Here is a 24,779-nt window from a genome sequence, read left to right on the forward strand (position 1 = left end):
CCGGCGCGCCGCCCCCCGCGGCCGCCCCCCCCCCCTCACCCCTCAGGCGTGCGCGGGCGTTTGGGGGCACCACCCGCCCCCCCATCGCCCCCGAAATCGCGCTCACAACGATCGCCCGGGGTGGGGTCAGGTGGGGAGGTCGATCACCCGGTCGGCGCCGGGGACCGGCGTGAGCGTGCCCGCGGAGGCGGCGGCCAGGTCGTCGCGCAGGCGGGGGAGTGCGGCCGGCGGCACCAGCAGGGCGAGCCGCGCGACGGCGGCGTACGTCGGCTCCTCGAGGACGGCGCCGTGCGCCTGCGCCCAGTCGCGCAGCAGGTGGTCGACGCGGCCGGCGTCGGCGTGGGGCACGTCCACGGTGACCTCCGTGAGGACCTCGCGACGGCGCAGCAGGCCGTCAGCCGCCGCGACGTCCAGGGCCTCCGCGACCGCGCCCGAGTAGGCCCGCACCAGGCCACCGGCGCCGAGCAGGACGCCGCCGAAGTAGCGCGTCACGACCGCCACGACGTCGGTGACCTCCCGGCGTCGCAGCACCTCCAGCATGGGCACGCCCGCGGTGCCGGAGGGCTCGCCGTCGTCCGAGGAGCGCTGCTGGTCGGCGTGCGTGCCGACGACGAGCGCCACGCAGTGGTGGCGGGCGTCCCAGTGCTCCTTGCGCAGGCGGGCGACGACGGCGTCGGCCTCCTCGACGGTCCGGGCGGGGGCGAGGTGCGCGAGGAAGCGCGACTTCTTCACCACGAGCTCGTGGTCGACGGGGACGGCGATCGTGCCTGGGAGCCCACCCTGGAGCCCACCCTGGAGCCCACCAGGGTGCGTCGTGGGGGCGGGGCTGTCGGGTCGGCTCACCGCACGAGGCTACGACGCCCGCCGACACGCCGGTCCCCATCCCGAGAAAAAGTGTGCCAAGCGCCAGGATGAACCCATGACGCAGAGCACGGGGGAGACCCCCGCCGCAACGCCGGTCACCCGGTACCCGCGGCCGACGGTCACGCTGGACGAGGCGGAATGGGTGTGGCGCGAGCTGTCCGTGGAGGCGCTGCGCCCTGGCGGGAAGCCGGAGGTGGTGCGCCTGGCGGTGATCGCCGGACTCACCCGCGCGACGGGGGCCCGCTACGGCGACCTGCTGCGCGTGCGGGCGGAGGACCTCGACCTGGGGCCGGAGCCGGGCGTGGCCGCGCGCCAGGGACGGGTGGGCGGCACGCGGGACCCGGGGGAGGGGAGGGTCCTGCTGCGGCACGGCAAGCACCGCACGCTGCGCGAGCACCGGCTGCCGCCGGAGGTGGTGCTGCTCCTGCGGCACTGGATGGTGGTGCGGGAGGAGCTCGCCGCCGAGCTGGAGGGTTCGGTGCCCCGCGCGCTGCTGCTCACCGTGCACCACACGCACGACCACGGCACGACGGTCGCGAGCGGGCTGCCGATCACGCGGCAGGGGCTGGTGCTCTCGTGGCGGCGCTTCGCCCACCGGACCAACGCGCGGTACGGGGCGGTGCGGGCGCCCCTGCCCACGCGGTTCGAGCAGGTGCGAAGAGCCTGGGTGGACGCCGGCGTGCCGGACCTGGGCAGGGAGCTCTCGCCGCCCGACGTCGACACGAATCATCCGACGGGAAAATAGTGTGCCAAGCACCCTGACGGACCCAGGTACTGACCCGAGCGCGTCACCCGACGCGCACGGAACACCCGCCCGGGCCCCGCATCGCGCGGGCCGACCCGTGCAGAAAGGTCAGGCGGTGGCGATGCCGAGCAGCGGTGACCCGGGGGAGTGCGACGGCAGCTCCTGGAACCCGTACCGGTCGTAGAAGGCCCGGGCCCGGGTGTTGTCCGGGTCCATCCCGAGGTGCACGCCGGGCGCTCCGCGCTCGGCGAGCGTGGCGCGCAGCGTGTCCATGAGCTGCCGGCCCAGGCCGCGGCCCTGGTTCTCGGGCAGCAGGTCGATGTGGAGGTGCGCGGGGTACCGGTCGAGCTCGTCGGCGGTGATCCCACGCACCATGCGGCCCGGGTCCTTGCCGGCGTCGAGCAGGGCCGCCTCGGAGAACCGGGGCTCGCGCCCCGACGGCGAGGCGCCGGCCCGCGGGTGGCGCTCGGCGAACCCCGGGCCCCAGGCCAACTCCCACCAGGAGACGAAGTCGCGGGTGTCGGCGACGCCGATCACGTACCCGGTCAGGCGTCCGTCGTCGACGCGCAGGACGTCGTCCGCGGGGTCTGCCGGCACACCGGCGAGCTCCTCGTCGGGGCGCACGACGACGAACGCGAGGTCGGGCGCGTACTCGACGTACGGGAGCGCGAACACCTCGGGCATGAGGAGGTCGTCGGAGTAGAGGCCGCGGGCGTCGGAGCCGCCGGCGGCGGTGCGGACGCAGACCTCGGCGACGGCGGCACGGTCGGTGGCGCGGTAGGAACGGATCACGGCCTCATCATGCCGGAGGGGTGCGGCCCGCCCGGACGGCACCCCTCCTGTGGTGTGGGGACGACGGCGCGGCGCCCGCTACTTCTTCTTGCGCGCCGTCGTGGTCCTGCCTGCAGTGGTCTTGGCGGCTGCGGTCTTGGGAGCGGCCTTCGTGCTGCGGGTCGACGTGGACCTGGTGCCCGCCGCGGCCTTCTGCGCCGCGCCCTTCTCGGTGGTGGCGCCCGCGGTCGAGAGGTCGCCGCCGGCGCTCTCGAGGTGGGCACGGACGAACCAGTGGAACAGCTCGAGCTCGTGCAGGTGGCCGATGAGGAGGTCGTTCGTCACGTCGTCGAGGGGCTCGGTGTCCTTCGCGGCCTTGCGGTGCGCGGTGATGACGCCCTCGTAGACCTCGTCGAGGGCGCCCAGGTGCTCGATGGCGGAGGCCCGGCGGAGCGAGTAGTCGTCCCAGGTGCGTGCGGCGACGAGGGCGCCCGGGGTGCCCACGGGGGAGGTGCCGAGGGTCGCGATGCGCTCCGCGATCGCGTCGGTCATGGCGCGGACCGCGTCGACCTGCGGGTCGAGCATCTCGTGCACCGCGATGAAGTGCGGGCCGACGACGTTCCAGTGCACGTGCTTGAGCGTCAGATGGAGGTCGGTCAGCGAGTTGAGCCGCTCCTGCAGGATGGCGGCCACCTTCGCGCCCTGCTGGGTCGTGAGGGAGGGCACCGTGTAGCGGGGGGTGTTGCGGTCAGCCATCGGGGGGTCTCCGTCCTCGTCGTGTCGGCGCGACCGTCGGGTCAGCGCGCCTCGCCATCGTCACGCCGGACGGCGGTCCACGCGAGCGCGGCCATGGCCGCGACACCGAGGGCCACGAGCCAGGGCACCTGGCGGCCCGCCAGCGCCCAGGCGGAGGCCCCGACCGCGAGGGCGGCCGCGACGACGACGACGTCGCGCGCCAGGCCGTGCCGGAACGCCGCGAGCTCCACGCGCTCCGTCGCGGCGACGTGCGACGCCCACCACCCGAGCCGCGTCACGACGTACCCGAGCGGGGCGAGCCACAGCACCGCCGGGTCGAACGGTGCCGCGGCCGAGCCGAGGAGCTCCAGCGCCGCGGTCACGAGGGCGACGTGGGCCGGGCCGGGTCCGGGGCGCACGGCGGCCCACACCGTGACCACGCCCGCGAACAGGACGACCAGCTCGACGATCAGGTCGGTCCGGGCGCCGGCCGCGACGACGAGCGCGGCCACCGCGACGACGAACGCGGCCCGCAGCACCCACCCGGGCAGCCGGCGACCGGCGCGCACACCGACGACCGGCAGCGGACGACCGGTCTCGTACCGCGACAGCCACCAGGCGCGGACCCGGGCGCGTAGCGAGCGCGTCATCGTGCCCCCACCGCGCCGCGCCGGTGGCGTTCGTCGGCGCGGACGAGGGCCTCGAAGCGGAGGGCGGCCTCCTGGCGCGCGTCGCCGGCCCAGCGCACGACGGGCACGCCCTCGGCGGTCATCCTGCGCAGACGGTCGTCCCGCTCGGCGCGGGTGACGCGCCAGGCCAGGCGCATGTGCTCCTCGCGGGCCCCGCGGACGTCGGGCAGCGTGTCGACCAGGACGACGGGGTGCCCGACGGCGCGCCACGCCCGCACCAGCGCGAGCGGCTCGTCGTCGAGCACCGTGCTGAACAGGTAGACGACGGCGTCGGCGGGCACCTGCGGGGCGCGCAGCCGCCGGTCGGGGTGACCGACCGGGCTGCTCAGCGCGAGCGCGTGCAGCACGCGGCGCAGGTGCCGGCGGCCCGCGGCCGGCGGCAGCGGGCGGCGGCGTCGGCCGAGGTCGTCCACCCCGACCCGGTCGCCGGCGGCGACGAGCGCCCCGGCCACGGACGCCGCGGCGTGCCGGGCGAGGTCGAGGGACGTGGGCTCGTCGACGCGCTGCGGCCCGGTGCCGCGCCAGGTGCGCAGGTCCGGGCCGACGTCGTCGCGCGAGTCGACGACGAGCACCGCGGTCGCCTCGGCCGTGGCGTAGGTGCGCCGCACGTACAGGGTCGACAGGTCCGGCGACCGCCGGGCGGTGGTGCGCCAGTCGATGCGGCGCAGCCGGTCGCCCGGCGCGAACGGGTGGACGTCGCGCAGCTCGTCGCCGTCGCCGAGGCGGCGGGACGTGTGCGGGCCGGTGAGCCCGCGCAGCCGCCGCGGCACCGGGACGCGCTGCAGCGGCATGGCGGTGGGGAGCACGAGGCGATCTGGCGCGGTGACGGAGACGGGGTCCTCCGCCGTCGTCCCACCTGCGCCGTACCCGCGTGCGTCGACGTGGAAGGTGCGCTGCGGGCCGGTCCGCACGGTGCTCAGGGTGAGCGGCAGGTCACGGGGCGTCGCCGCGACGACGATCCCGGCGGTGCGATGCCCTGGTGCGGAGACCCGGGCGTGGACGAGCTCCGTCCCCGGGGCGGGGTCGAGGCGCAGGACGGCGGTGAGCTCGCCCGGGGCGGCGGCGTCCGCGGTCGGGTCGATCGCCACCCCTGTGCCGCGCCCCGGGGTGGCCGACCGCCACGCGCCCGGGCGACCCGCCCACAGCGCGCCGAGGAGCGGGGCGACGCCGAGCAGCGCGACGTCGGCCCGGCCCACGAGCAGGCCCAGGCCGAGCACGAGCACACCGGCGCCCAGGCCTGCGGCGGCCTGCGGGCTGCGCCGCCACACGGCGTCGCCAGGGCTGCCGGTCGGGCCGCCGTGCGGAGTACCGGACGAGCTGGTCATGCCTGAGTCACCCCTGCCTGCCCACGGTCGCGGGCCCGGGCACGGAGGCGAGGAGCTCGGTCACGACGTCCCGGGCGCGGACCGCCGACGCCCAGGCGGTGGGCGTGAGCGTGAGGCGGTGCGCGAGCACCGGCACCGCCACCCGCTTCACGTCCTCGGGTAGCACGAAGTCCCGCCCGTCCAGCACGGCGACCGCGCGGGCCAGCAGGAGGAGGTTCTGGGAGCCGCGGGGCGAGGCGCCCACCTCGAGCGCGCCGTGCGTGCGGGTGGCGGCGGCGAGGTCGACGCAGTAGCCGGCGACGTCGGGGTCCACCTCGGTGGTCTCGACCCCGGCCTGCATCGCGAGCACCGTCGTGGCGTCGACGACGGGCTGCACGGAGGCCGCCTCCTGGCGGCGTGCCACCCGGCGCAGCAGCACGTCCCGCTCCTGGGACCGGTCGGGATAGCCGACCTCGAGGCGCACCATGAACCGGTCGAGCTGGGCCTCCGGGAGCGGGTAGGTGCCCTCGTACTCCACGGGGTTGGACGTGGCCATGACGTGGAACGGGCGCGGCAGCGGCCGGCTGGCCCCGTCGACCGACACCTGCCGCTCCGCCATCGCCTCGAGGAGCGCGGACTGCGTCTTCGGCGGGGTGCGGTTGATCTCGTCGGCGAGGAAGAGCCCGGTGAACACCGGGCCGGGCCGGAAGACGAACTCGCGGCTCGCGGGGTCGAACACCGACGAGCCCGTGATGTCGCTGGGCAGCAGGTCGGGGGTGCACTGCAGTCGCGCGAAGTCGAGGCCGAGGGCGGTGGCCAGCGAGCGGGCGGCGAGCGTCTTTCCGAGCCCGGGCACGTCCTCGAAGAGCACGTGCCCGCCCGCGAGCACGGTGGCGAGCGCGAGCTCCAGCGTGTCGCGCATGCCGACGACGGCGGTGGCGACCTCGTCGAGGACGCGCCGGCCGATCGTGGCCACCTCGGCGACGGGGAGGGGCGCGGGGTCGTCGGTCATCTCTGGGGCCTTCCTTCGGGTCGGTCGGGGGACGGTGCGGCCGTCGGCAGCGTGTCGAGGGCGTCGAGCCAGCGGTGCACCTCGGCCCTGCTCACGGGCCGACGTGCGGCGAGGCCGTCGACGACCTCGGCTCCCAGCAGCCGGGAGGCCGCCTCGGGGCCGCCCGGCGCGCCGAGATCGACACCCCGCTCGGCGAGGCGCGCGGCGGCGAGGTCGCGGACGCGGCGCAGCACGCGGTCGCCGACGGCGCCGCTGCGGGTGAACGTGGCCCAGCCCAGCTCGCTGACGTCGTTGCGCGCGCCCTCGCGGCGGTCGTGCACGGCGTCGGGCCACGGGGCCTCCTCGCCGTCGTCGAGGCGCCGCCACAGCGCGACGGTCGTCGTGACCACGACGACGAGCAGCGCGGCGTGCAGCGGGTCGAGGACGCCGGTGAGCGCGAGGGCGGCGCAGGCCGCGAGCGCCGGGAGGCCGACGGCGAGGAGCGTGCGCAGCGGCGCCGTCCGAGCCTGTGGGGTGGGGGTCATGGCTGCGGGGCGGTGTCGAGGGCGCGGGCGATGCGGGAGAGGGCGGTGCGTGCGGCGTCGACGGCGTCGGGGGGAACGGGCCGGTCGGTGAAGCGGGCGTGCTGGTAGAGGCGGCGGAGGGTGTCGACGTCGGTGGCGGGGACGGTGCGGCCGTCGTCGCGCTGTCGGGTGAGGAGGGTCGCGGTGAACTCGGTGGCGGTCTGTGCGGGGTCGCGGCGGGTGCCGTGCTCGGCGGCGGCGTCCTCGAGGGCGACCCAGGCGGCGACGACGGCGTCGTGCGGGGTGGCGGCTCGGTCGATACGGGCGAGGGCGGTGGCGACGGCGTCCTGGAGCTCGGGGAGGGGGAGGTCGGTCGTGGTGGCGGTGGTGGCGTGGCCGGGGGTGAGGGGGTCGGCGTCGTCGTCCTCGGGGGTGGCGAGGGCGCGCAGGACGCGGCGGGCGAGGAGCCACAGGAGGAGGGCGACGAGGAGGGCGCCGGCGACGGAGAGGGCGACGACGATCCAGGTGATGACGTCGTAGGACGGGGCTTCCCGGTCGCTGGGGACGAGCTCGCCGGGCCGGCGGTCGACGACGGGGTCGCTGGCGGTGGGTGCGGCGCGAGGCCCGTCGGGGAGGCTGAAACGCCAGGGGGTGGCGGTGGCGGCGCCGAGGACGACGAGGAGCACGAGGGCTGCGGCGGCGAGGGGCGCGAGGGCGCGTCGTGCGGCGGCGCGTGGGGTCCGCGTCGGTGGGGCCATGCGCTGACGCTATCGGCTGGCGGGGTCCTCGTGGGTCGGCTGGTGGGTCGGCTGGTGGGTCAGGTGTGCGGCGTGCACGCCGGCGACGGCGGCGGCGACGAAGGAGGCGGGGTCTCCGTCGAGGGAGCGGCCCATGGTGGACAGGCGGGCGGGGGAGCGGCGCAGGGCGTCGAGGAGGGCGGTGTCGGCGGGGACGTCGACGAGCTGGTGTCGGGGGGCGAGGGTGGCGGCCTGGTCGTGGACCTGGCGGGTGAGGTCGGCGCCCCAGGTGGGGAGGGCCTCGAGGTCGGCGGTGGGGGCGGGGACGGGGACGTCGGCGGCCGCGAGCGCCACGCGGCCGTAGGCGGTGAGGCTGTGGTGGGAGACGCCGCGGTGGCGGTCGCGGGGGTCGGCCCCGGAGACGCGGAGGGAGGCGACGGGTCGTCCGCCGAGGGTGGCGGCGGCGTTGACGGCTTCGCCGGCGGCGACGCCGGAGAAGCCCCAGCGGGTGCCGGTGCCGAGGTTGCCGGGTCCTTGGGTGAGGACGACGAGGTCGGCGCCGGAGACGTGGCGGGCGGCGAGGAGGCCGGTGTGCACGGTGACGGCTTCGAGGTCGCCGCCGAAGGCCTGCCCGACGGTGACGGTGGTGTGGAGCCAGCCGGTGTCGCGGAGGGTGGCGACGGTGCGGGAGAAGGCAGCGGGGAGGGCGCCGCCGTCGGTCATGACGTAGGCGATGCGGGGGTGGGGGCGGCCGGCGACGTCGGCGGCGTGGCGGGCGCCGGCGACGACGGCGGGCAGGGCGGAGTGCAGGTCGGCGACGACGACGGGGAGGCCGGCGAGGTCGTCGGCGTCGCGGAGGGTGTCGTGGTGGGCGGACTCCTGCTCGTCGACGCCGAGGACCATGGCCTGCAGGGGCGTGTAGCGGGCCTTGACGAGGTGGCCGGGGCCGGCGTGGGGGTCGGCGGGCAGGGCGGTGGCGTCCCCGGCGGGGCCGACGACGAGGGCGTAGCCGCCGGTGCCGAGGCCGCGGGCGAGGGCGGAGACGTTGAGGAGCAGCCGGTCGCCGACGTCCGGGTCGCCGACGAGGGTGGTGTAGGCGAGGCCGCGGACCTCCCAGGGGGCGGTGGTGAGGTCGCGGGACGGGAGGGGGGTGTCGAGGCGGAGGGTGACCTCGCGGGCGCCGGTCCAGGCGGCGCCGCGGGCGGTGACGGTCCCGGTGCGCCAGGTCACGTGCGAGGTCGCGTGCGCGGTGCCGTGCCCGGTGGGCGCGTCGTCGCGGGCGTCGCGGGGCGTGCGGGGCTGGGGCTGGTTCGGCGCTGTCGTCACCCACGAGAGGCTACCGGCGACTAGGTTGGTGCCGATGCCTGCGAACCCCGTGGACCCGGCCTCCGGCCCGCCCGTCGCCGCGCCGTCCGACCCTCCGTCGTCGTCGCGGGGCACCCCGCCGGCCGAGCGACTGCTGAACCTCGTCATCGCGCTGGTGAACACGAGCGCGTCGATGACGAAGCAGCAGGTGCGCGCGGGGGTGGCGGGGTACGGCGACGCCCCGTCGACGGAGGCGTTCGAGCGGATGTTCGAGCGCGACAAGGACACGTTGCGGGCGCTGGGGATCCCGATCGTCACGGTGGACGCGGGCGGGCACAGCGACGAGGTCGGGTACCGGATCGACAACGACGCGTACGCGCTGGGCGCGGTGGACCTGACGCCGGCGGAGCTGGGCGTGGTGGCGCTGGCGGCGCAGCTGTGGTCGGACAAGACGCTGCGCACGGACATGTCGCGCGCGATGACGAAGCTGCGGGCGGCGGGTGCCGGTGAGGTCGCGGCGGACGCGGTCGCGGGGCTGGCCCCGCGGGTGCGGGCGGCGGGCGACGCGTACGTGCCGCTGCTGGAGGCGGTCTCGGAGCGGCGCGACGTGTCGTTCCGGTACCGGGCGGCGAGCACCGGGCAGGAGCTGACGCGGCACGTGGAGCCGTGGCGCATCGCGGCGCGGGGCAGCGGCTGGTACCTGGTGGGCTTCGACCGGGCACGCGGAGCGGCGCGGGTGTTCCGGCTGTCACGGATCGCGGGCAAGGTGCGCGTGGGGTCGCAGGCGGGCGCGTTCGACGTCCCGGAGGCGGTGGACGTCGACGCGATGCTGGGCGAGCGGGTCGGGGCGCTGCAGCGGGCCGTGCTCGCCGTCGTGCCGGAGCGGGCGCAGGCGCTGCGGGCGCGCGCCGCCCTGCCAGCCGACCGGGCGGCCACCGGCGAGGGTGCCGACGGTGCGGGGCGAGGCAGGCACGACGGGCGCGACCTGCTCGAGGTGGAGTTCCGCAGCCTGTCGGCGTTCGCGGACGAGGTGGCGGGCTACGGGCCGGCGGTCGTGGTGCTGGAGCCGGCGCAGCTGCGCGCGGACGTGCTGCGGCGGCTGGAGGCGGCCGCGACGCTCGACGCGTTCGGTACTGCGGCCGGGACCGACGACGCCGGCACGGGTGCGGGGGAGGGATCGGATGGCTGAGCGGGCCGACGACCGGCTGGTGCGGCTGCTGGGGCTGGTCGCGTTCCTCGACGGCGCGGGGCCCGTGCGGGTGGAGGAGCTCGCGGACCGGTTCGGGGTGACGCCGCGGCAGGTGCGCGAGGACGTGGACGCCCTGTGGGTGTCCGGGACCCCGGGGTACATGCCGGACGACCTCATCGACTTCGACGCGTTCTCCCTCGAGGACGGCGTCGTCACGCTGACCCAGGCGCGCGGCATGACCCGCCCGCTACGCCTCGGCACGCGGGAGGCGGTGGCGCTCGTCGCCGCGCTGCGGGCCATGCACGCCTCCCCGGCGGTGCAGGCGGACCGGCGGCGCGCCGCCGTCGTCGCCTCCGCCCTCGACAAGCTGACCGCGGCGACCGGGGAGGCCGCGGGCGCCGTCGACGTGCAGCTCGAGGGCGACGGGGACCCGCAGGTGGTCGCGGCCGTCACCTCCGCGCTCGCCGAGGGCCGCCGCCTGCACCTGCGGTACGTCAACGCGGCCGACGTCACCACCGAGCGCGACGTCGACCCGCTGCGGCTGCTCACCCAGGACGGCGCGATGTACCTGGTGGGCTGGTGCCTGCGCGTGGACGGCCGCCGCACCTTCCGGGTCGACCGCATCCTCGACGCCCGCGTCCTGGACGAGCCCGTCGCCGAACGTGACGTCGCCATCGCGGGGGACCTGGGCGCCGACGTGTGGGCCTCCGTCGCGCACCGCGGCGCCCCCGCGGCGACGCTGCGCCTCGCGTCCGCGGCCCGGTGGGTCGCGGAGGAGGTGCCCGCCGAGTCCGTGCGCGACCTGCCGGACGGCACCGTCGAGGTGCGGCTGCGGGTCACGAACCCGGCGTGGCTGCGGCGCCTGCTGCTCGCCAACGCGCCCGACGTCGTCGCCGTCGACCCGCCCGACGTCGGCCACGACGTCGCGCAGTCCGCCCGCGCCGCCCTCGCGGCGTACGCAGCGACTGGTACCGACGAGCCCGGCACCCAGGACGGAGACCAGCCCGCCACCACGCCCGGCACCACGCCCGGCACCACCGAGACCGTAGGCTGACCGGCATGTGGGGCTGGATCTGGGCGGGGCTCGTCGTCGCGACCCTCGTGGGCGCGTTCTTCCTCGGACGTCACCTGTGGCGTGCGGGGATGCGCGCCGCGCGTGAGGCGTCCCGTGCCGGGGAGGTGCTCGGCTCCGCCGCCGACCGCATCTCCGCCGCCGTCGCCGAGGCGGAGGCGCACCGCGCCGACACGTCGCCCACGCTCTTCGACGACCCCGTCGTGCTGCGCGAGCGGGTGGCCGAGCGGCGCCGCCTCAAGGCCGAACGGTCCGCGGCCCGCCGCGAGCGCCAGGCCGCGACGTGGCGCCGCTGGGACTCCGAGAGCTGGCTGGCCGCCCGCACGGCCGACAAGGCGGCGCACGCCGGCCTGCGGTCCCGCACGCCCGCCCGGAGGCGCTAGCCTCCGCACCACCCGCTGCGCCCCGGCGCAGCATCACCCCGGGAGGGAACGATGACGTTCTTCGCACCGCAGACCTGGGACGGCGCCGCGTACGTCGGCGGCTGGACCCGCCTGGCGGGCACGCGGCCCGTCGTGTCGCCGTCGACGGGGGACCGGCTCGCGACGGTCGCGGAGGCCACGCCGGCGGACCTCGACGCGGCCGTGGCGTCCGCACGGGCCGCGCAGGACGACTGGGCGGCGCGGCCCGCCGAGGAGCGGGCCCGGGTGCTGCGCCGCGCCGCCGCGCTGGTCGAGACCCACCGGGAGGTGCTGGAGCGGTGGCTCGCCGAGGAGGCGGGCTCCGCGCGCGGCAAGGCGGCGTTCGAGGTCGGCCTCGTCGCGGACGAGCTGCACCAGGCGGCCGCGACGGCGCTCGTGCCGTACGGGCAGCTGCTGCGCACGGGGCGCCCGCGGCTGTCGCTCGCGCGCCGCCGCCCGGTCGGGGTCGTCGGGGTGATCTCCCCGTTCAACTTCCCGGCCATCCTGTCGATGCGGTCCGTGGCCCCCGCCCTCGCCCTCGGGAACGCGGTGGTGCTCAAGCCGGACCCCCGCACGGCCGTGAGCGGCGGCCTGCTGCTGGCCGCCCTGCTGGAGGAGGCGGGCCTGCCGGCGGGGGTGCTCGCGGTGCTGCCGGGCGGGTCGGACCTGGGCGCGGCGCTCGTGGAGCACCCGCACGTGCCGCTGCTGTCGTTCACGGGGTCGACGGCCGCGGGCCGCGCGATCGGCGCGACCGCCGGGCGGCTGCTCAAGCGGGTGCACCTGGAGCTCGGCGGCAACAACGCGATGGTCGTGCTGCCCGACGTGGACGTGGCCGCCGCGGCGTCCGCGGGCGCCTGGGGGTCGTTCCTGCACCAGGGGCAGATCTGCATGACCACGGGCCGCCACCTCGTGCACAAGGACGTGCACGACGAGTACGTGGAGCGCCTGACGGCGTCGGCCCGGGCGCTGGTGCCGGGCGACCCGGCCTCGGGCGCCCCGCTGGGGCCGCTCATCGACGACCACCAGCGCGACCGGGTGCACGGCCTCGTCACGGCGACGACGGACGCGGGCGCGCGGCTCGAGGCCGGCGGCACGTACACGGGCCGCTTCTACGCGCCCACGGTGCTGTCCGGTGTGCGACCCGAGCACCCGGCGTTCGCGCAGGAGGTGTTCGGGCCGGTGGCCCCCGTGCTGGCGTTCGACGACCTGGACGAGGCGGTCGACCTGGTGCGCGGCAGCGAGTACGGGCTGTCGGTCGCGGTGCTGACGGGCGACGCGTTCGCGGGCTACGAGCTGGCCGACCGGCTGCCCGCCGGGATCGTGCACGTCAACGACCAGACGGTCGACGACGAGGCGCAGGCGCCGTTCGGCGGCGTGGGGGCGTCGGGCACGGGTGCCCGGTTCGGCGGGCACGACGCGAACGTGGAGGCGTTCACCGAGACGCAGTGGGTGACCGTGCAGTCGCGGGTGCAGGGGTACCCGTTCTGACGCCGCGGCACCGACTCACCCGGGCCGGCGCACCCGAGCCGGCACGGGCTCGGGCTGACCGGTTCTGCCCGGTCGTCACCTGAACGTCACCTTCGCGACCGGGGGACCCACTAGGGTTGACCCCGACACACCCCGCCCGCCGGGCGGACGAGAACGAGGAGCCATTCTCATGGGCATGCTCAAGCCCTGGCACATCATCGTGCTGGTGGTCGTGATCCTGCTGCTGTTCGGGGCGCGCAGGCTCCCTGACCTGGCGCGCAGCGTCGGCCAGTCGCTGAAGATCTTCAAGAAGGAGGTCAAGGACCTCACCGACGACGGCAAGCTCAACGACTCGAACGAGCCGCCGGCGGACACGACGACGTCGTCGAACACCACGCCGACCCACACGTCGAGCACCGCGCCGAACCGGCCGGCGACCCCGTCCACGGGTGACGGCGAGCAGATCCCGGGTCTCATCGACCCGAAGCAGCCGCGGGCGTAGTCGGTGCCCGGACAGTCCCGGGACCCCGAGGGGCGCATGCCCCTGCGCGAGCATCTGCTGGAGCTGCGCAAGCGGCTCTTCCTCGCCGCGTGCGGCCTCGTCGTGGGTGCGGCCGCCGGATGGGTCCTGTACGAACCGCTGCTCGCCGCGCTCCAGGCGCCCCTGTCGGCGGCCGCGGAGGAGCAGGGCAAGACGATCGCCCTGAACTTCACGGGCATGGCGTCGGCTCTCGACATGAAGGTCAAGGTCTCGCTCTTCCTCGGCGTGATCGTCACCTGCCCGTGGTGGCTCTACCAGCTGTGGGCGTTCGTGACGCCCGGCCTCACGAAGCGGGAGAAGGGGTACGCCTACGGGTTCCTCGGCGCCGCGGTGCCCCTCTTCCTCGGCGGGGCCGCGCTCGCGTGGTGGGTGCTGCCGCACGCCGTGGACATCCTCGCCGGCTTCGTGCCCGAGGGCGCCGTGAACTTCACCGACGCCCAGGGGTACCTGAGCTTCGTCATGCGCCTGGTGCTGGCGTTCGGCATCGCGTTCGTGTCGCCCGTGTTCCTCGTCGGCCTGAACATGGCCGGCGTGCTGCGGCACGAGACCCTCGCCAAGGGCTGGCGGTGGGCGGTGCTCATCGCGTTCGTGTTCGCCGCCGTGATGACGCCGACGCCGGACGCGCTGACGATGATCTTCGTGGCGCTGCCGATCTGCGTGCTGTACTTCGGCGCCCTCGGCCTGTGCGTGCTGCACGACCGGCGCGTCGACAAGCGCAGGGTCGCCCCCACTGTCTGAGCGGGACCGGTCCGAGCGAGGTCTGCCCGGGGCAAGCCGTGCGCTGCGCCTCGGCGTGGTCGTCAACCCGACGGCGGGCAAGGGGCGGGCCGCGCACGCCGGCGCGGGCGTCCTGGCCGGGCTGCGCCGCGCGGGGCACGACGTCGTCGACCTGACCGCCCCGGACGCGGACGCCGCGCTCGCCCGGGCACGGGCGGCCGTTGACGGCGCCGGCGGCGCCGGCGGCAGGCCCGTGGACGCGCTCGTCGTGGTCGGCGGCGACGGCATGGTGCACCTCGGGGCGCAGGCCGTCGCGGGCACGGACGTCCCGCTCGGCATCGTCCCGGTGGGCACGGGCAACGACTTCGCCGCCACGCTCGGGCTGCCCGTGCGCGACCCCGCCGCGGCGGGCGCCGCGCTGTGCCGGGCCCTCGACGCCGGCGCCGCCGGGCGACGTCCCGTGGACGCGGCACTCGTCACCGGGCCAGGGCTCCGCATCGGAGCTCCCGGCGACGCCGGGGGACCTCGCTGGGTGGCGGGCGCGGTGTCGGCCGGGCTCGACGCCGCGGTGAACGCGCGCGCCAACCTGCTGCGACACCCGCGGGGCAGCGCCCGGTACACCGTGGCCGCGGCGCTCGAGCTGCTGCGCTACCGGCCCTGGTCGTACCGGCTCACGTTCGACGGCGTCGTCGACCGCGTCGACGGCGTCGACGGCGGGCGGCGCGCGCTGCGGCTGCGACCCGGGCCCGCCGGCACCGCGACCTGGTCGGGCCGTGCCGCCCTGGTCACCGCGGCGAACGGCCCGCAGATCGGCGGCGGCATCCGCGTCGCCCCGGCGGCGTCCCTCGACGACGGCCTGCTGGACGTGCTCGTCGCCACCGACCTGTCGAAGGCCGGGGCTCTCGCCGTCTTCCCGAGCATGTTCACCGGCGGGCACGTGCGGCGTCGCAAGGTGCACGTCGTGCGGGCGCGGGGCGTGACGATCGAGCCCGGCCCCGACGCGTGGGTCGCGGGCGAGCGGCCGCTGCCGGTCGCGCACGCCGACGGCGAGCGCCTCGGGCCCCTGCCGCTGCGCGTGGAGGTGCGGGCCCGCGCCCTGCAGGTGCTGGTCGCGCCGCGCTGAGCCGCGGACCGCGGGGTGGTCGAGCGGTGACGTGCGGGTCGCGCGGCGGTCCTCGTGCGTCGGGCCCGGCGCCTAGGCTGACGGCATGGCTCCCCGTTCCCGTCCCGGCTCCGGCCCGCGCGCCGGTTCGCCCGACGGCACCGCTCCCGGCACCGACGACCTCAGCCCCGCCGAGCGGTACGCCGCGTCACGGGCGCGCAGCAGCCGCGACCGGGCCGACGCGGAGGGCGAGCTGCGGCTGTTCCGCCAGGTGGTCGGGTTCGAGCTCGACCCGTTCCAGGTGGACGCGTGCGTCGCGCTCGAGGAGGGCCGCGGGGTGCTGGTCGCCGCGCCGACCGGCGCGGGCAAGACCGTGGTGGGCGAGTTCGCCGTCCACCTCGCGCTCGCCCGCGGCGGCAAGGCGTTCTACACGACGCCGATCAAGGCGCTGTCCAACCAGAAGTACAGCGACCTCGTCGCCCGGCACGGGGCCGCGAACGTCGGCCTGCTCACCGGGGACACCTCCATCAACGCGGGCGCGCCCGTGGTCGTCATGACCACCGAGGTGCTGCGGAACATGCTCTACGCGGGGTCGTCCGCCCTCGACGGGCTGGCGTACGTCGTCATGGACGAGGTGCACTACCTCGCCGACCGGTTCCGCGGCCCGGTGTGGGAGGAGGTCATCATCCACCTGCCCGACCACGTGCAGCTCGTGTCCCTGTCCGCGACGGTGTCGAACGCGGAGGAGTTCGGTGACTGGCTCGCCACCGTGCGCGGCGACACGGCCGTGGTGGTCAGCGAGCGCCGCCCCGTGCCGCTGTGGCAGCACGTGGTCGTCTCGGCGCCGGAGCCGCGCGGCGTGCCGCGCCTCATGGACCTGTACGCGGGGCACGTGGACCCGACCGACCCCGGCACCAACCCGCCGATCAACCCGGACCTGCAGGCGACGTTCCGCGTGTCGGCGCGGGCGGAGTCCGGCCGCGGCCGGCACGGGCACAAGGGGCGCGGCGACCGCGGGTACCGGGGCCCGGGCGGGAACCGGCCGGGTGCCGGGCCGGCGGCGCACCGCCGGACGCCGCCGCGGTTCGCCGTCGTGGACTCCCTCGACGCGGACGCGCTGCTGCCCGCCATCTACTTCATCTTCTCCCGTGCCGGGTGCGACGGGGCCGTGCAGCAGTGCCTGCGCGCGGGCCTGCGGCTGACGAACGCGGAGGAGGAGGCGCAGATCCGGCGGGTGGTGGAGGAGCGCACCGCGACGATCCCCACCGAGGACCTCGACGTGCTCGGCTACTGGGCGTGGGCGGAGTCCCTGTCGCGTGGGATCGCGGCGCACCACGCGGGCATGCTGCCGGTGTTCAAGGAGACGGTGGAGGTGCTGTTCTCCCGCGGCCTGGTGAAGGTCGTGTTCGCCACCGAGACCCTGGCGCTGGGCATCAACATGCCGGCCCGGTCCGTGGTGCTGGAGAAGCTGGTGAAGTGGGACGGCACCGCCCACCAGCCGGTGACGCCGGGGGAGTACACCCAGCTCACCGGGCGTGCGGGCCGGCGGGGGATCGATGTGGAGGGGCACGCCGTCGTCGTCGACCACACGGGCCTGGACCCGGTGGCGCTGGCCGGCCTGGCGTCCAAGCGCCTGTACCCGCTGCGTTCCAGCTTCCGCCCCACGTACAACATGGCGGTCAACCTGGTGGGCCAGGTGGGTCGCGAGCGGGCCCGCGACGTGCTGGAGACGAGCTTTGCGCAGTTCCAGGCCGACCGGGGCGTGGTGGGCCTGGCGAAGCAGGCGCAGGCGCACGCGGAGGCCATGGAGGGGTACGCCGCGTCGATGGCGTGCGACCGGGGCGACTTCGCGGAGTACATGGGGCTGCGGCGGGCCATCAAGGACCGCGAGAAGGAGCTGTCGCGGGCCGCGTCGGGGGCGCGGCGCGCGGACGCGGTCGCGTCGTTCGAGAAGCTGCGCCGCGGCGACGTGGTCGAGGTGCCGTCGGGCCGGCGGCGCGGGTACGTCGTCGTCCTGGACCCAGGGCGCGACGACCGGGGCTTCGACGGGCCGCGCCCCACCGTCCTCACCCAGGAGAGGCAGGTCAAGAAGCTCACCCTCGCGGACGCGCCCGGGGGCGTGGAGGTCGTCGGGGTCGTGCGCATCCCGAAGGGGTTCAACCCGCGCCGCCCCGACCAGCGCCGCGACCTGGCCTCGAGCATGCGCAACGCGCTCGGCGCGTTCTCCGGCGACGCGGGCACGGGCCGGCACCCGGGCCGGCACGGCGGCCCCTCCGGCGGCGGGCAGGCCGGTCGCCCCGGCCGTCGCGGGGACGCCGCCTCCGACGCCGAGCTGCAGCGCCTGCGCGCGGCGCTGCGCGCGCACCCGTGCCACGGCTGCCCGGACCGCGAGGACCACGCCCGCTGGGCGGAGCGCTGGGAGCGGCTGCGCGCCGAGCACGAGCAGCTGGTGCGCCGCGTCGAGGGGCGCACCGGGTCGATCGCGCGCACGTTCGACCGCACCTGCGACGTCCTGACGCGCCTCGGCTACCTGGCACGCGCCGGCGGGGAGCACGACGGCGCACCGGCGGGGTCGCTCGCGGTCACCGACGACGGCCGGTGGCTCGGCCGCCTGTACGCGGAGGACGACCTCCTGCTCGCGGAGTGCCTGCGCCGCGGCATCTGGGACGACCTGGACGCGCCCGGCCTGGCCGCGGCGGTGTCGACCGTCGTGTACTCGGGGCGGCGCGAGGAGGCGTCGGAGCCGTTCGTGCCGGGCGGCCCGCACGGGCGGCTCGCGCAGGTCCTGGAGGCCACGACGCGCGCCTGGTCGGAGGTGACCGACCTCGAGGCGGAGCACCGCCTGGAGGCGACGGGCCCCCTGGACCTGGGCCTGGTGGCGCCGGTGCACCGGTGGGCCTCCGGCAAGAACCTCGACGCCGTGCTGCGCGGCACGGACGTGGCGGCGGGCGACTTCGTGCGCTGGTGCAAGCAGGTCCTCGACGTGCTCGACCAGCTCGCGAAGGCCGCGCCGCGCCCGGCGCTGCGGGCCACCGCCCGCAAGGCGCAGACCGCGGTGCTGCGCGGGGTGGTCGCCTACTCCAGCGTGTGACCGGCTCGCGCCCCCCGCCCCCCGCGCCACGGGCCGGATCTCGGGCCGGATGTCGGGCCGGATGTGAGGAATCCGTGCGGCCGGTGTGGGGGTGCGGTGGGCACCCGGGCGCGGCGGTGCCATAGAGTGCAGGCCGTGACGTCCACCCTGTACCGCAACGGAGTCGTCCACTCGCCCGCCGACCCGTTCGCCGAGGCCCTGCTCGTCGACGACGGCGTCGTGACCTGGCTCGGCGCGGAGGACACCGCCGCCGGGCTCGCGGCCCGCGCCGACCGCGTGATCGACCTCGACGGCGCACTCGTCGCTCCCGGGTTCGTCGACGCGCACGTGCACCTGCTCGAGACGGGGCTCGCGGCGGAGTCCGTCGACCTCACCGCCGCCGGCGGGGTGACGTCGCTCGCCGCGGCGCTCGACGCCCTCGCCCGCGGCGCACGCGAGCTCGACGCCGCCGACCCGGGCGGCGCGGAGGTGCTGCTCGCATTCGGGTGGGACGAGCAGACCTGGCCCGAGCGGCGCGCCCCCACGGCGGACGAGGTCGACGCGGCCTGCGGCGGTCGCCGCGTGTACGCGGCGCGGGTCGACGGCCACTCGGCCGTCGTGTCCGGGTCGTTCGCCCGCGCGGCGGGCATCGACCGGGTCGTCGGCTGGGAGGCGTCCGGGATGGTCACCTCCGACGCCCACCACGCGGCGGCCGCCGCGGTGCGGCAGGTGTCGCCCGCCCGTCGGACCCGCGCGTACCGGCGGGCCCTCGCGGACGCCGCGGCCCGCGGCATCGTCGGGGTGCACGAGATGTCCGAGCCGAACATGGACACGCGCGAGGGTCTCGCCGAGCTCGTGGCGCTCACGGCGGACCCGGCCGGCGGGCTGCCGCACGTCGTCGCCTACCGGGGCGAGCTGTGCGCCACGGCGGACGACGCCCGGCAGATGCTCGCCGAGCTGCCCTTCCTCACCGGTATCGCCGGTGACCTGTGTGCGGACGGGTCGATCGGCTCCCGCACCGCGGCGCTGCGCCACCCGTACAGCGACCTGCTCGCCGGGCCGGGCGGCACCGAGCCCACGGGCCGCCTCTTCCTCACCGGCGAGGACATCGCCGCGCACCTGGCCGCCTGCTCCGCCGCCGGCACCCAGGGCGGGTTCCACGTCATCGGCGACCGCGCGATGGACGAGGTGGTGCGCGGGCTGGAGCTCGCCGCCACCGAGCACGGCGCGAGCCTGCTGCGCTCGGGGCACCACCGCCTCGAGCACGCCCTGTTCGTGGACGCGTCCGCCCTGGCAGCCCTGCTGCTGTACGGGGTGGCGCTGTCCGTGCAGCCCGCGTTCGACGCCGCGTGGGGCGGCAGCCACGGCATGTACGCGGCCCGCCTCGGGCCGGGCCGCGCGTCCACGCTGTCGCCGTTCGCCGACCTCGCCGGGGCGGGCGTGCCGCTCGCGTTCGGCTCCGACACCCCCGTCACCCCGCTCGACCCGTGGCAGGCGGTGCGCGCCACCCTCACCCACGAGGACGCCATGCAGCGCATCTCCGCGCGCGCCGCGTTCCGCGCGCACACCCGCGGCGGATGGCGGCTCGCCGGCCTCGACCACACGGGGGCGGGCGAGCTGCGCGTCGGCGCGCCCGCCCACCTGGCGGTGTGGCGCGCGGACACGCTGTCCGTGCAGGCGCCCGGCGACCGCCTGTCGGCGTGGAACCCCGAGGCCCGCGCGGGTCAGCCGCTCCTGCCCGACCTGTCCGAGGGCGAGCCCGACCCCGTGTGCCTGCAGACCGTGCGCGACGGCGTCGTCCTGCACGACACCTTCGACTGACCTCGTCGACCGTCCCGTGCCTTCGAGCAGGCGATCCGTCGCGGCACACGAGCCCGTGCCGCGAGGGATCGCTTGCTCGAAGAGATTTCGGGTACCCGGCGACGACCCGCGGTCACGTACCCTGCGGGGGTGTTGCACGTGAGCCCGGGCGCGGTCGACGAGCCCTCCGACGGGGGAGCCGGCCCCGACCTCGGCCCTGACCTCGACGACCGCCGTGACGACCGACGCCCGACCGGCGAGTCCGGTCGGGACGCCGGTCACGATGGGGTCGCCGCTGCGCGCACGACGACGCCCACCGACCGGTGGGCGAGCCGCCCCGCCACGCTCCTGCTCGCGGTGGCGGCCGGCGTAGCGCTGTGGGCGTCGTTCCCCGACGTCGGCGCGTGGCCGCTGGCACTGGTCGGCGTGGCGCTGCTGTTCGCCGCCCTGCGCCGCGACGGCCGCCGGGCCGCCGGCTGGAACTTCCTCGTCGGGCTGGTCGCCGGGCTGACGTTCTGGCTGCCGCACATCTGGTGGGCGAACTTCGCCACCGACACCGTGCCCTGGGTGGCGCTGTCCGTGCTGGAGACGCTGTTCCTCGCCGCGTTCGGTGCGCTGTGGACGTGGGCGCGCCGCTGGGGGTGGGTGCGTCGGCACGCCGTCGCCCAGGCGGGCGTGTTCGCCGTCGTCTTCGTCGCGGTGGAGCAGTGGCGCTCGGAGATCCCGTTCGGCGGGTTCCCCTGGGGTCGCCTGGCCTGGGCCGTGGCGGGCGCGCCGACCGGGCGCGCCGCGTGGCTCGGCGGCACCACCCTCGTGTCCCTGCTGGTGGCCGCGGCCGGCGTGCTGCTCGCGCTCGCCGTCGGGCGCCTGCTGCGCACACCATGGCGCGACGCCGGACACGGTGCGGGACGCCGGGCGCGAGCGGCCGCGAGCGCCGCCGCGTTCGTCGTGGCCGCGGCAGCGCTGGTGTGCGGGCCGCTGCTGCTGCCGCTGGCGCACGACCCGGGCACCCGTGAGGTGACGGACGCCGCCGACCCGGGGCACACGGGCACCGTCGTGGACGCGGGCACGGGTACGGCGGAGGCGGGCGTGCTGCGTGCCGGGGCGGTGCAGGGCAACGTGTCGGAGCCGGGCGAGGGGTCGTTCGCGAACCGGGCGGAGGTGCTGAACAACCACCTGGCCGGCACGTATGCGATCGCGGACGAGCAGGCGGCGGGCGCGTACGGCGACGGGCCCGGTGACGCGGTCGACGTGGTGCTGTGGCCGGAGAACGGTTCGGACCTCGACCCGCAGACGACGCCCGAGGTGGGCGTGGCGATCGACGACGCGGCGCAGGCGGTGGGCGCGCCGATCCTGGTCGGCGCGCAGGAGTGGCCGGACACGGGCGGGCGGTACAACGTGGCCCTGCTGTGGGAGCCGGGCGAGGGCGTGACCCAGCGGTACGCGAAGCAGCACCCGGCGCCGTTCGGGGAGTACATCCCGATCCGCTCCTTCGTGCGCCTGTTCAGCGCGCAGGTGGACCGGGTGACGACGGACATGATCCCCGGCACGGAGCCGGCGGTGGTCGAGCTGCCGGTGGACGGGGCGGCGATCGGGCGCGGCGCGGGGGAGACGACGGTGCCGATGGCGACCGTGATCTGCTTCGAGGTGGCGTACGACGAGATCATCCGCGACGCGGTGCAGCGGGGTGCGCAGGTGCTGGTGGTGCCGACGAACAACGCGTCGTTCGGGTACACGGCGGAGTCGACGCAGCAGCTCGCGATGACGCGCCTGCAGGCGATCACGACGGGTCGCGCGGCGGTGCAGGTGTCGACCGTGGGGGTGAGCGGCGTCGTCGCCCCGGACGGGACGCTGGTGGCGCGCACGCAGCTGTTCACGCCCGACCACTGGGTGGCGGACCTGCCGCTGCGCACGGAGCTGACGCCGGCGGTGCGGGCAGGCTACTGGCCCGGCTGGGCCGTGGGCGCGGCGGCCGCCGTGCTCGTCGTGGGCGGGATCGTGTCCGCGGTGCGGGCCCGAGGGCGGCGCGGCTGACGACCGCCGCTAGACGTGCCGAGACGCACCGAGACGCGTGAAGGGCGGGCACCCGGTGGGGTGCCCGCCCTTCGCGCGGTCAGAGATCGATGGAGGCCGAGTGTCAGGCGCTGCGGCGCAGCTTGCCGGCGCGCAGCAGCTCGAGGCGCTCGTCGAGGAGCTCCTCGAGCTCGGAGACGGTGCGGCGCTCGAGCAGCATGTCCCAGTGGGTGCGCTGCGGCTTGGTGGCCTTCGGCTCCGGCTTCTCGGCGTCGCGCAGGAGCGCCTCCTCGCCGCACCGGCACTCCCACACCGGCGGCACTTCGGCCTCGGTGGAGAAGGGCAGGATGATGGTGTGGCCGTTGGGGCAGTCGTAGTGCGCCTGGAACCGGGGGGCGAAGTCCACGCCCTCGTCGGACTCCATGCTCTTGCTGCCGATGCTCATGCCGCGCAGGGACCGGTCGGGCATGTCGTCCTCCTGGAGGTCGGTGGGAAGGGGCCTGAGGTTCCAACGCAGCCTCGCCGGGGGATGTTCCGGCGGGTCGTGAAGGTCCCGTGAAGCACGGTCCACCCCGGGTGCCGGAGACACGGCAGGATGGTGTGGACGCGGCGGTTGCCACCCCAGGCTGGCCAGTCGGCGCGCCGTGCGCAACTCGAGACCGTCCCGCGGGGGTCCTTTGTGCGCGACGTCACCTGCGAGCGCGTCGCGGGGCCGGGAACAACCGGGCGGGGTGCGCGGTTCACCGGCATGTACATGCAAACGCATGGACCTGAGCTCCATGTCAGAGCCACGAGTTCAGCGACCACGAGCCTCAAGACCACGAGCAGGGAGCGCAGCCGTGCAGTTCGGAATCTTCTCCGTCAGCGACGTCACCACCGACCCCACGACGGGCCACACGCCGGACGACACCGAGCGGGTGCGCAACATGCTCACCATCGCGCGGCACGCCGACGAGGCGGGCCTGGACGTCTTCGCCACGGGCGAGCACCACAACCCGCCGTTCGTGGCGTCGTCGCCCACGACGATGCTCGGCTACCTGGCCGGCGTCACCAAGCACATCACCCTGTTGACCGCGACGACCCTGATCACGACGAACGACCCGGTGCGCCTCGCCGAGGAGTACGCGATGCTCCAGGTCATCTCCGACGGGCGCATGGACCTGATGATGGGCCGCGGCAACACCGGCCCCGTGTACCCGTGGTTCGGGCAGGACATCCGCCAGGGCATCCCGCTGGCCATCGAGAACTATGCGCTGCTGCGCCGCCTGTGGACCGAGGACGTCGTGGACTGGGAGGGCAAGTTCCGCACCCCGCTGCAGGGCTTCACCTCCACGCCGCGCCCGCTGGACGGCGTGCCGCCGTTCGTGTGGCACGGCTCGATCCGCAGCCCCGAGATCGCCGAGCAGGCCGCGTTCTACGGCGACGGGTTCCTGCACAACAACATCTTCTGGCCGATGCACCACACGCGGCAGATGGTGCGGTTCTACCGCCAGCGCTTCGAGCACTACGGGCACGGGCGCGCCGACCAGGCGATCGTCGGGCTCGGCGGCCAGGTGTTCATGCGCAAGCGGTCGCAGGACGCGTGGAACGAGTTCCGGCCCTACTTCGACGAGGCGCCCGTGTACGGGCACGGCCCGTCGATGGAGGACTTCACCCGCGAGACGCCGCTGACGGTCGGCTCGCCGCAGCAGGTCATCGACCGGTACGCGTCGTTCGTCGACGAGGTCGGCTACTACCAGCGCCAGCTGTTCCTCGTGGACCACGCGGGCCTGCCGCTGAAGTCCGTCCTCGAGCAGATCGACCTGCTCGGCGAGGAGGTCGTGCCCGAGCTGCGCAAGATCGTCGAGGCCAAGCGCCCCGCCGACGACGTCCCGCTGAACCCCCCGACGCACGCCGAGCGCGTCGCCGCCGCCCGCGCGGCGGGCGACGCGGGTGCCACCCACGTCGGCGACACCGCCGACCCGTACACCGGTACCGTTGCCGAGGGCACCGAGCCCGCCGGATCTCAGGAGGCACGCGCATGACCACCCCGTTCGTCCCCGCAGGGCCACTGTCCGGCGCTGCCGGCGAGCGCACGCTCGCCGTGGTCTCGGCGGGCCTGTCCCAGCCGTCGTCGACACGCCTGCTCGCCGACCGGCTCGCGGACGCCACGGTGCGCGAGCTGGAGGACGCGGGGCACACGGTGCGGGTGGAGACGATCGAGCTGCGCGACCTCGCGCACGCCGTCGTCGACGCGATGCTCACCCGGTTCCCGACCGGGGACCTGGCCCGCGCGCTGGAGACGGTGACCGGCGCGGACGGCCTCATCGCCGTCTCGCCCGTGTTCACCACGAGCTACTCGGGGCTGTTCAAGTCCTTCTGGGACGTCGTGGACCCCGACTCGCTCACCGGCATGCCGGTCCTGCTCGGCGCCACCGGCGGCACCGCCCGCCACTCCCTGGCGCTGGAGTACACGATGCGGCCGCTGTTCACCTACCTGCGCGCCGACGTCGTGCCGACCAGCGTGTTCGCCGCCACGGACGACTGGGCCGCGAGCGCCGACGACCCCGGTGCCGGCCTGCCGAAGCGGATCTCCCGCGCCGGGCGCGACCTGGCGCAGCGGGTGGCGCGCCGGGAGAACGACGGCCCGGTCGACCCGTTCGCCGCGACGCCGAGCTTCACGGAGCTCCTCGGCGGCAGCTGAGCCGGAGCGGCACCAGAGCGCGCACGGGCCCGGCCCGGGGTGCGGACGCCCGTCCGACG

General features: G+C 76.2%; 23 protein-coding genes. 13 read left to right on the forward strand and 10 right to left on the reverse strand.

What is annotated here, in order from left to right:
- Positions 1 to 126: 126 nt before the first annotated feature.
- Entirely contained in the window at positions 127 to 762 is a 636-nt protein-coding gene (locus ABZ493_RS13435) for a YigZ family protein (RefSeq protein ID WP_430582719.1), read from the reverse strand.
- 157 nt (positions 763 to 919) lie between these two features.
- On the opposite strand from ABZ493_RS13435, the gene ABZ493_RS13440 reads away from it, so the two are divergent.
- On the forward strand, positions 920 to 1,609 hold the full coding sequence (locus ABZ493_RS13440) for a hypothetical protein (RefSeq protein WP_430582648.1): 690 nt from the start codon (positions 920 to 922) through the stop codon (positions 1,607 to 1,609).
- Between the two features lie 108 nt (positions 1,610 to 1,717).
- On the opposite strand, the gene ABZ493_RS13445 is transcribed toward ABZ493_RS13440, so the two are convergent.
- From ABZ493_RS13445 to ABZ493_RS13480, 8 genes are all read right to left on the reverse strand, one after another.
- Positions 1,718 to 2,401 carry a GNAT family N-acetyltransferase gene (locus ABZ493_RS13445; RefSeq protein ID WP_430582649.1) on the reverse strand — a complete coding sequence of 228 codons (684 nt, stop codon included), beginning with the start codon at positions 2,399 to 2,401 and terminating at the stop codon, positions 1,718 to 1,720.
- 78 nt (positions 2,402 to 2,479) lie between these two features.
- Positions 2,480 to 3,136, reverse strand: a complete 657-nt coding sequence (locus ABZ493_RS13450; RefSeq protein WP_430582650.1) for a DNA starvation/stationary phase protection protein — start codon at positions 3,134 to 3,136, stop codon at positions 2,480 to 2,482.
- Between the two features lie 41 nt (positions 3,137 to 3,177).
- Entirely contained in the window at positions 3,178 to 3,765 is a 588-nt protein-coding gene (locus ABZ493_RS13455; protein ID WP_430582651.1) for a hypothetical protein, read from the reverse strand.
- The gene (locus tag ABZ493_RS13460; RefSeq protein WP_430582652.1) at positions 3,762 to 5,129 is read right to left on the reverse strand and encodes a DUF58 domain-containing protein; all 1,368 of its coding nucleotides are present in this window, start codon (positions 5,127 to 5,129) and stop codon (positions 3,762 to 3,764) included. Before ABZ493_RS13460 ends, ABZ493_RS13455 begins: the two co-directional genes overlap by 4 nt.
- Before the next feature lie 7 nt (positions 5,130 to 5,136).
- A complete protein-coding gene (locus ABZ493_RS13465; protein ID WP_430582653.1) occupies positions 5,137 to 6,120 on the reverse strand; it encodes a MoxR family ATPase in 984 nt (327 codons plus the stop codon).
- Positions 6,117 to 6,644 (reverse strand): hypothetical protein, encoded by a 528-nt coding sequence (locus tag ABZ493_RS13470; RefSeq protein WP_430582654.1) that lies wholly within the window; start codon positions 6,642 to 6,644, stop codon positions 6,117 to 6,119. Before ABZ493_RS13470 ends, ABZ493_RS13465 begins: the two co-directional genes overlap by 4 nt.
- Positions 6,641 to 7,381 (reverse strand): DUF4129 domain-containing protein, encoded by a 741-nt coding sequence (locus ABZ493_RS13475; RefSeq protein ID WP_430582655.1) that lies wholly within the window; start codon positions 7,379 to 7,381, stop codon positions 6,641 to 6,643. Before ABZ493_RS13475 ends, ABZ493_RS13470 begins: the two co-directional genes overlap by 4 nt.
- Before the next feature lie 9 nt (positions 7,382 to 7,390).
- Positions 7,391 to 8,590 (reverse strand): DUF3866 family protein, encoded by a 1,200-nt coding sequence (locus ABZ493_RS13480; protein ID WP_430582720.1) that lies wholly within the window; start codon positions 8,588 to 8,590, stop codon positions 7,391 to 7,393.
- Positions 8,591 to 8,720: 130 nt separating this feature from the next.
- Between ABZ493_RS13480 and ABZ493_RS13485 the strand changes: the two genes are divergently transcribed.
- The 10 genes from ABZ493_RS13485 to lnt all read left to right on the forward strand — a co-directional run bounded on the left by ABZ493_RS13485 (position 8,721) and on the right by lnt (position 22,058).
- Positions 8,721 to 9,854 carry a WYL domain-containing protein gene (locus tag ABZ493_RS13485; RefSeq protein ID WP_430582656.1) on the forward strand — a complete coding sequence of 378 codons (1,134 nt, stop codon included), beginning with the start codon at positions 8,721 to 8,723 and terminating at the stop codon, positions 9,852 to 9,854.
- Positions 9,847 to 10,908, forward strand: coding sequence for a WYL domain-containing protein (locus ABZ493_RS13490; RefSeq protein ID WP_430582657.1), 1,062 nt, complete (start codon positions 9,847 to 9,849; stop codon positions 10,906 to 10,908). The genes ABZ493_RS13485 and ABZ493_RS13490 overlap by 8 nt, the downstream gene beginning before the upstream one ends.
- Positions 10,909 to 10,913: 5 nt before the next feature.
- The gene (locus ABZ493_RS13495; RefSeq protein WP_430582658.1) at positions 10,914 to 11,309 is read left to right on the forward strand and encodes a hypothetical protein; all 396 of its coding nucleotides are present in this window, start codon (positions 10,914 to 10,916) and stop codon (positions 11,307 to 11,309) included.
- 51 nt (positions 11,310 to 11,360) lie between these two features.
- Positions 11,361 to 12,815: an aldehyde dehydrogenase family protein gene (locus tag ABZ493_RS13500; protein ID WP_430582659.1), complete on the forward strand. Its 1,455-nt coding sequence runs from the start codon at positions 11,361 to 11,363 to the stop codon at positions 12,813 to 12,815.
- 175 nt (positions 12,816 to 12,990) lie between these two features.
- Positions 12,991 to 13,296: a Sec-independent protein translocase subunit TatA gene (tatA, locus tag ABZ493_RS13505; protein ID WP_430582660.1), complete on the forward strand. Its 306-nt coding sequence runs from the start codon at positions 12,991 to 12,993 to the stop codon at positions 13,294 to 13,296.
- 36 nt (positions 13,297 to 13,332) lie between these two features.
- Positions 13,333 to 14,073, forward strand: coding sequence for a twin-arginine translocase subunit TatC (tatC, locus tag ABZ493_RS13510; RefSeq protein ID WP_430582661.1), 741 nt, complete (start codon positions 13,333 to 13,335; stop codon positions 14,071 to 14,073).
- Positions 14,074 to 14,128: 55 nt separating this feature from the next.
- The gene (locus ABZ493_RS13515; protein ID WP_430582662.1) at positions 14,129 to 15,175 is read left to right on the forward strand and encodes a diacylglycerol kinase family protein; all 1,047 of its coding nucleotides are present in this window, start codon (positions 14,129 to 14,131) and stop codon (positions 15,173 to 15,175) included.
- Positions 15,176 to 15,260: 85 nt separating this feature from the next.
- A complete protein-coding gene (locus tag ABZ493_RS13520; RefSeq protein ID WP_430582663.1) occupies positions 15,261 to 18,245 on the forward strand; it encodes a DEAD/DEAH box helicase in 2,985 nt (994 codons plus the stop codon).
- 135 nt (positions 18,246 to 18,380) lie between these two features.
- Positions 18,381 to 20,045, forward strand: a complete 1,665-nt coding sequence (locus ABZ493_RS13525) for an amidohydrolase family protein (protein WP_430582664.1) — start codon at positions 18,381 to 18,383, stop codon at positions 20,043 to 20,045.
- Between the two features lie 129 nt (positions 20,046 to 20,174).
- Complete coding sequence (gene lnt, locus ABZ493_RS13530) at positions 20,175 to 22,058, forward strand: apolipoprotein N-acyltransferase (RefSeq protein WP_430582665.1); 1,884 nt, start codon at positions 20,175 to 20,177, stop codon at positions 22,056 to 22,058.
- A gap of 103 nt (positions 22,059 to 22,161) precedes the next feature.
- On the opposite strand, the gene ABZ493_RS13535 is transcribed toward lnt, so the two are convergent.
- Positions 22,162 to 22,506 (reverse strand): RNA polymerase-binding protein RbpA, encoded by a 345-nt coding sequence (locus tag ABZ493_RS13535; protein ID WP_225566476.1) that lies wholly within the window; start codon positions 22,504 to 22,506, stop codon positions 22,162 to 22,164.
- Between the two features lie 370 nt (positions 22,507 to 22,876).
- On the opposite strand from ABZ493_RS13535, the gene ABZ493_RS13540 reads away from it, so the two are divergent.
- Both ABZ493_RS13540 and ABZ493_RS13545 read left to right on the forward strand, forming a co-directional pair.
- A complete protein-coding gene (locus ABZ493_RS13540; protein ID WP_430582666.1) occupies positions 22,877 to 24,061 on the forward strand; it encodes an LLM class flavin-dependent oxidoreductase in 1,185 nt (394 codons plus the stop codon).
- Positions 24,058 to 24,720 carry an FMN reductase gene (locus ABZ493_RS13545; protein WP_430582667.1) on the forward strand — a complete coding sequence of 221 codons (663 nt, stop codon included), beginning with the start codon at positions 24,058 to 24,060 and terminating at the stop codon, positions 24,718 to 24,720. The genes ABZ493_RS13540 and ABZ493_RS13545 overlap by 4 nt, the downstream gene beginning before the upstream one ends.
- The last annotated feature ends 59 nt before the right edge of the window (positions 24,721 to 24,779 follow it).

The sequence above is a fragment of the Isoptericola sp. NPDC019482 genome, from assembly GCF_040632295.1.
Lineage (GTDB): Bacteria > Actinomycetota > Actinomycetes > Actinomycetales > Cellulomonadaceae > Isoptericola.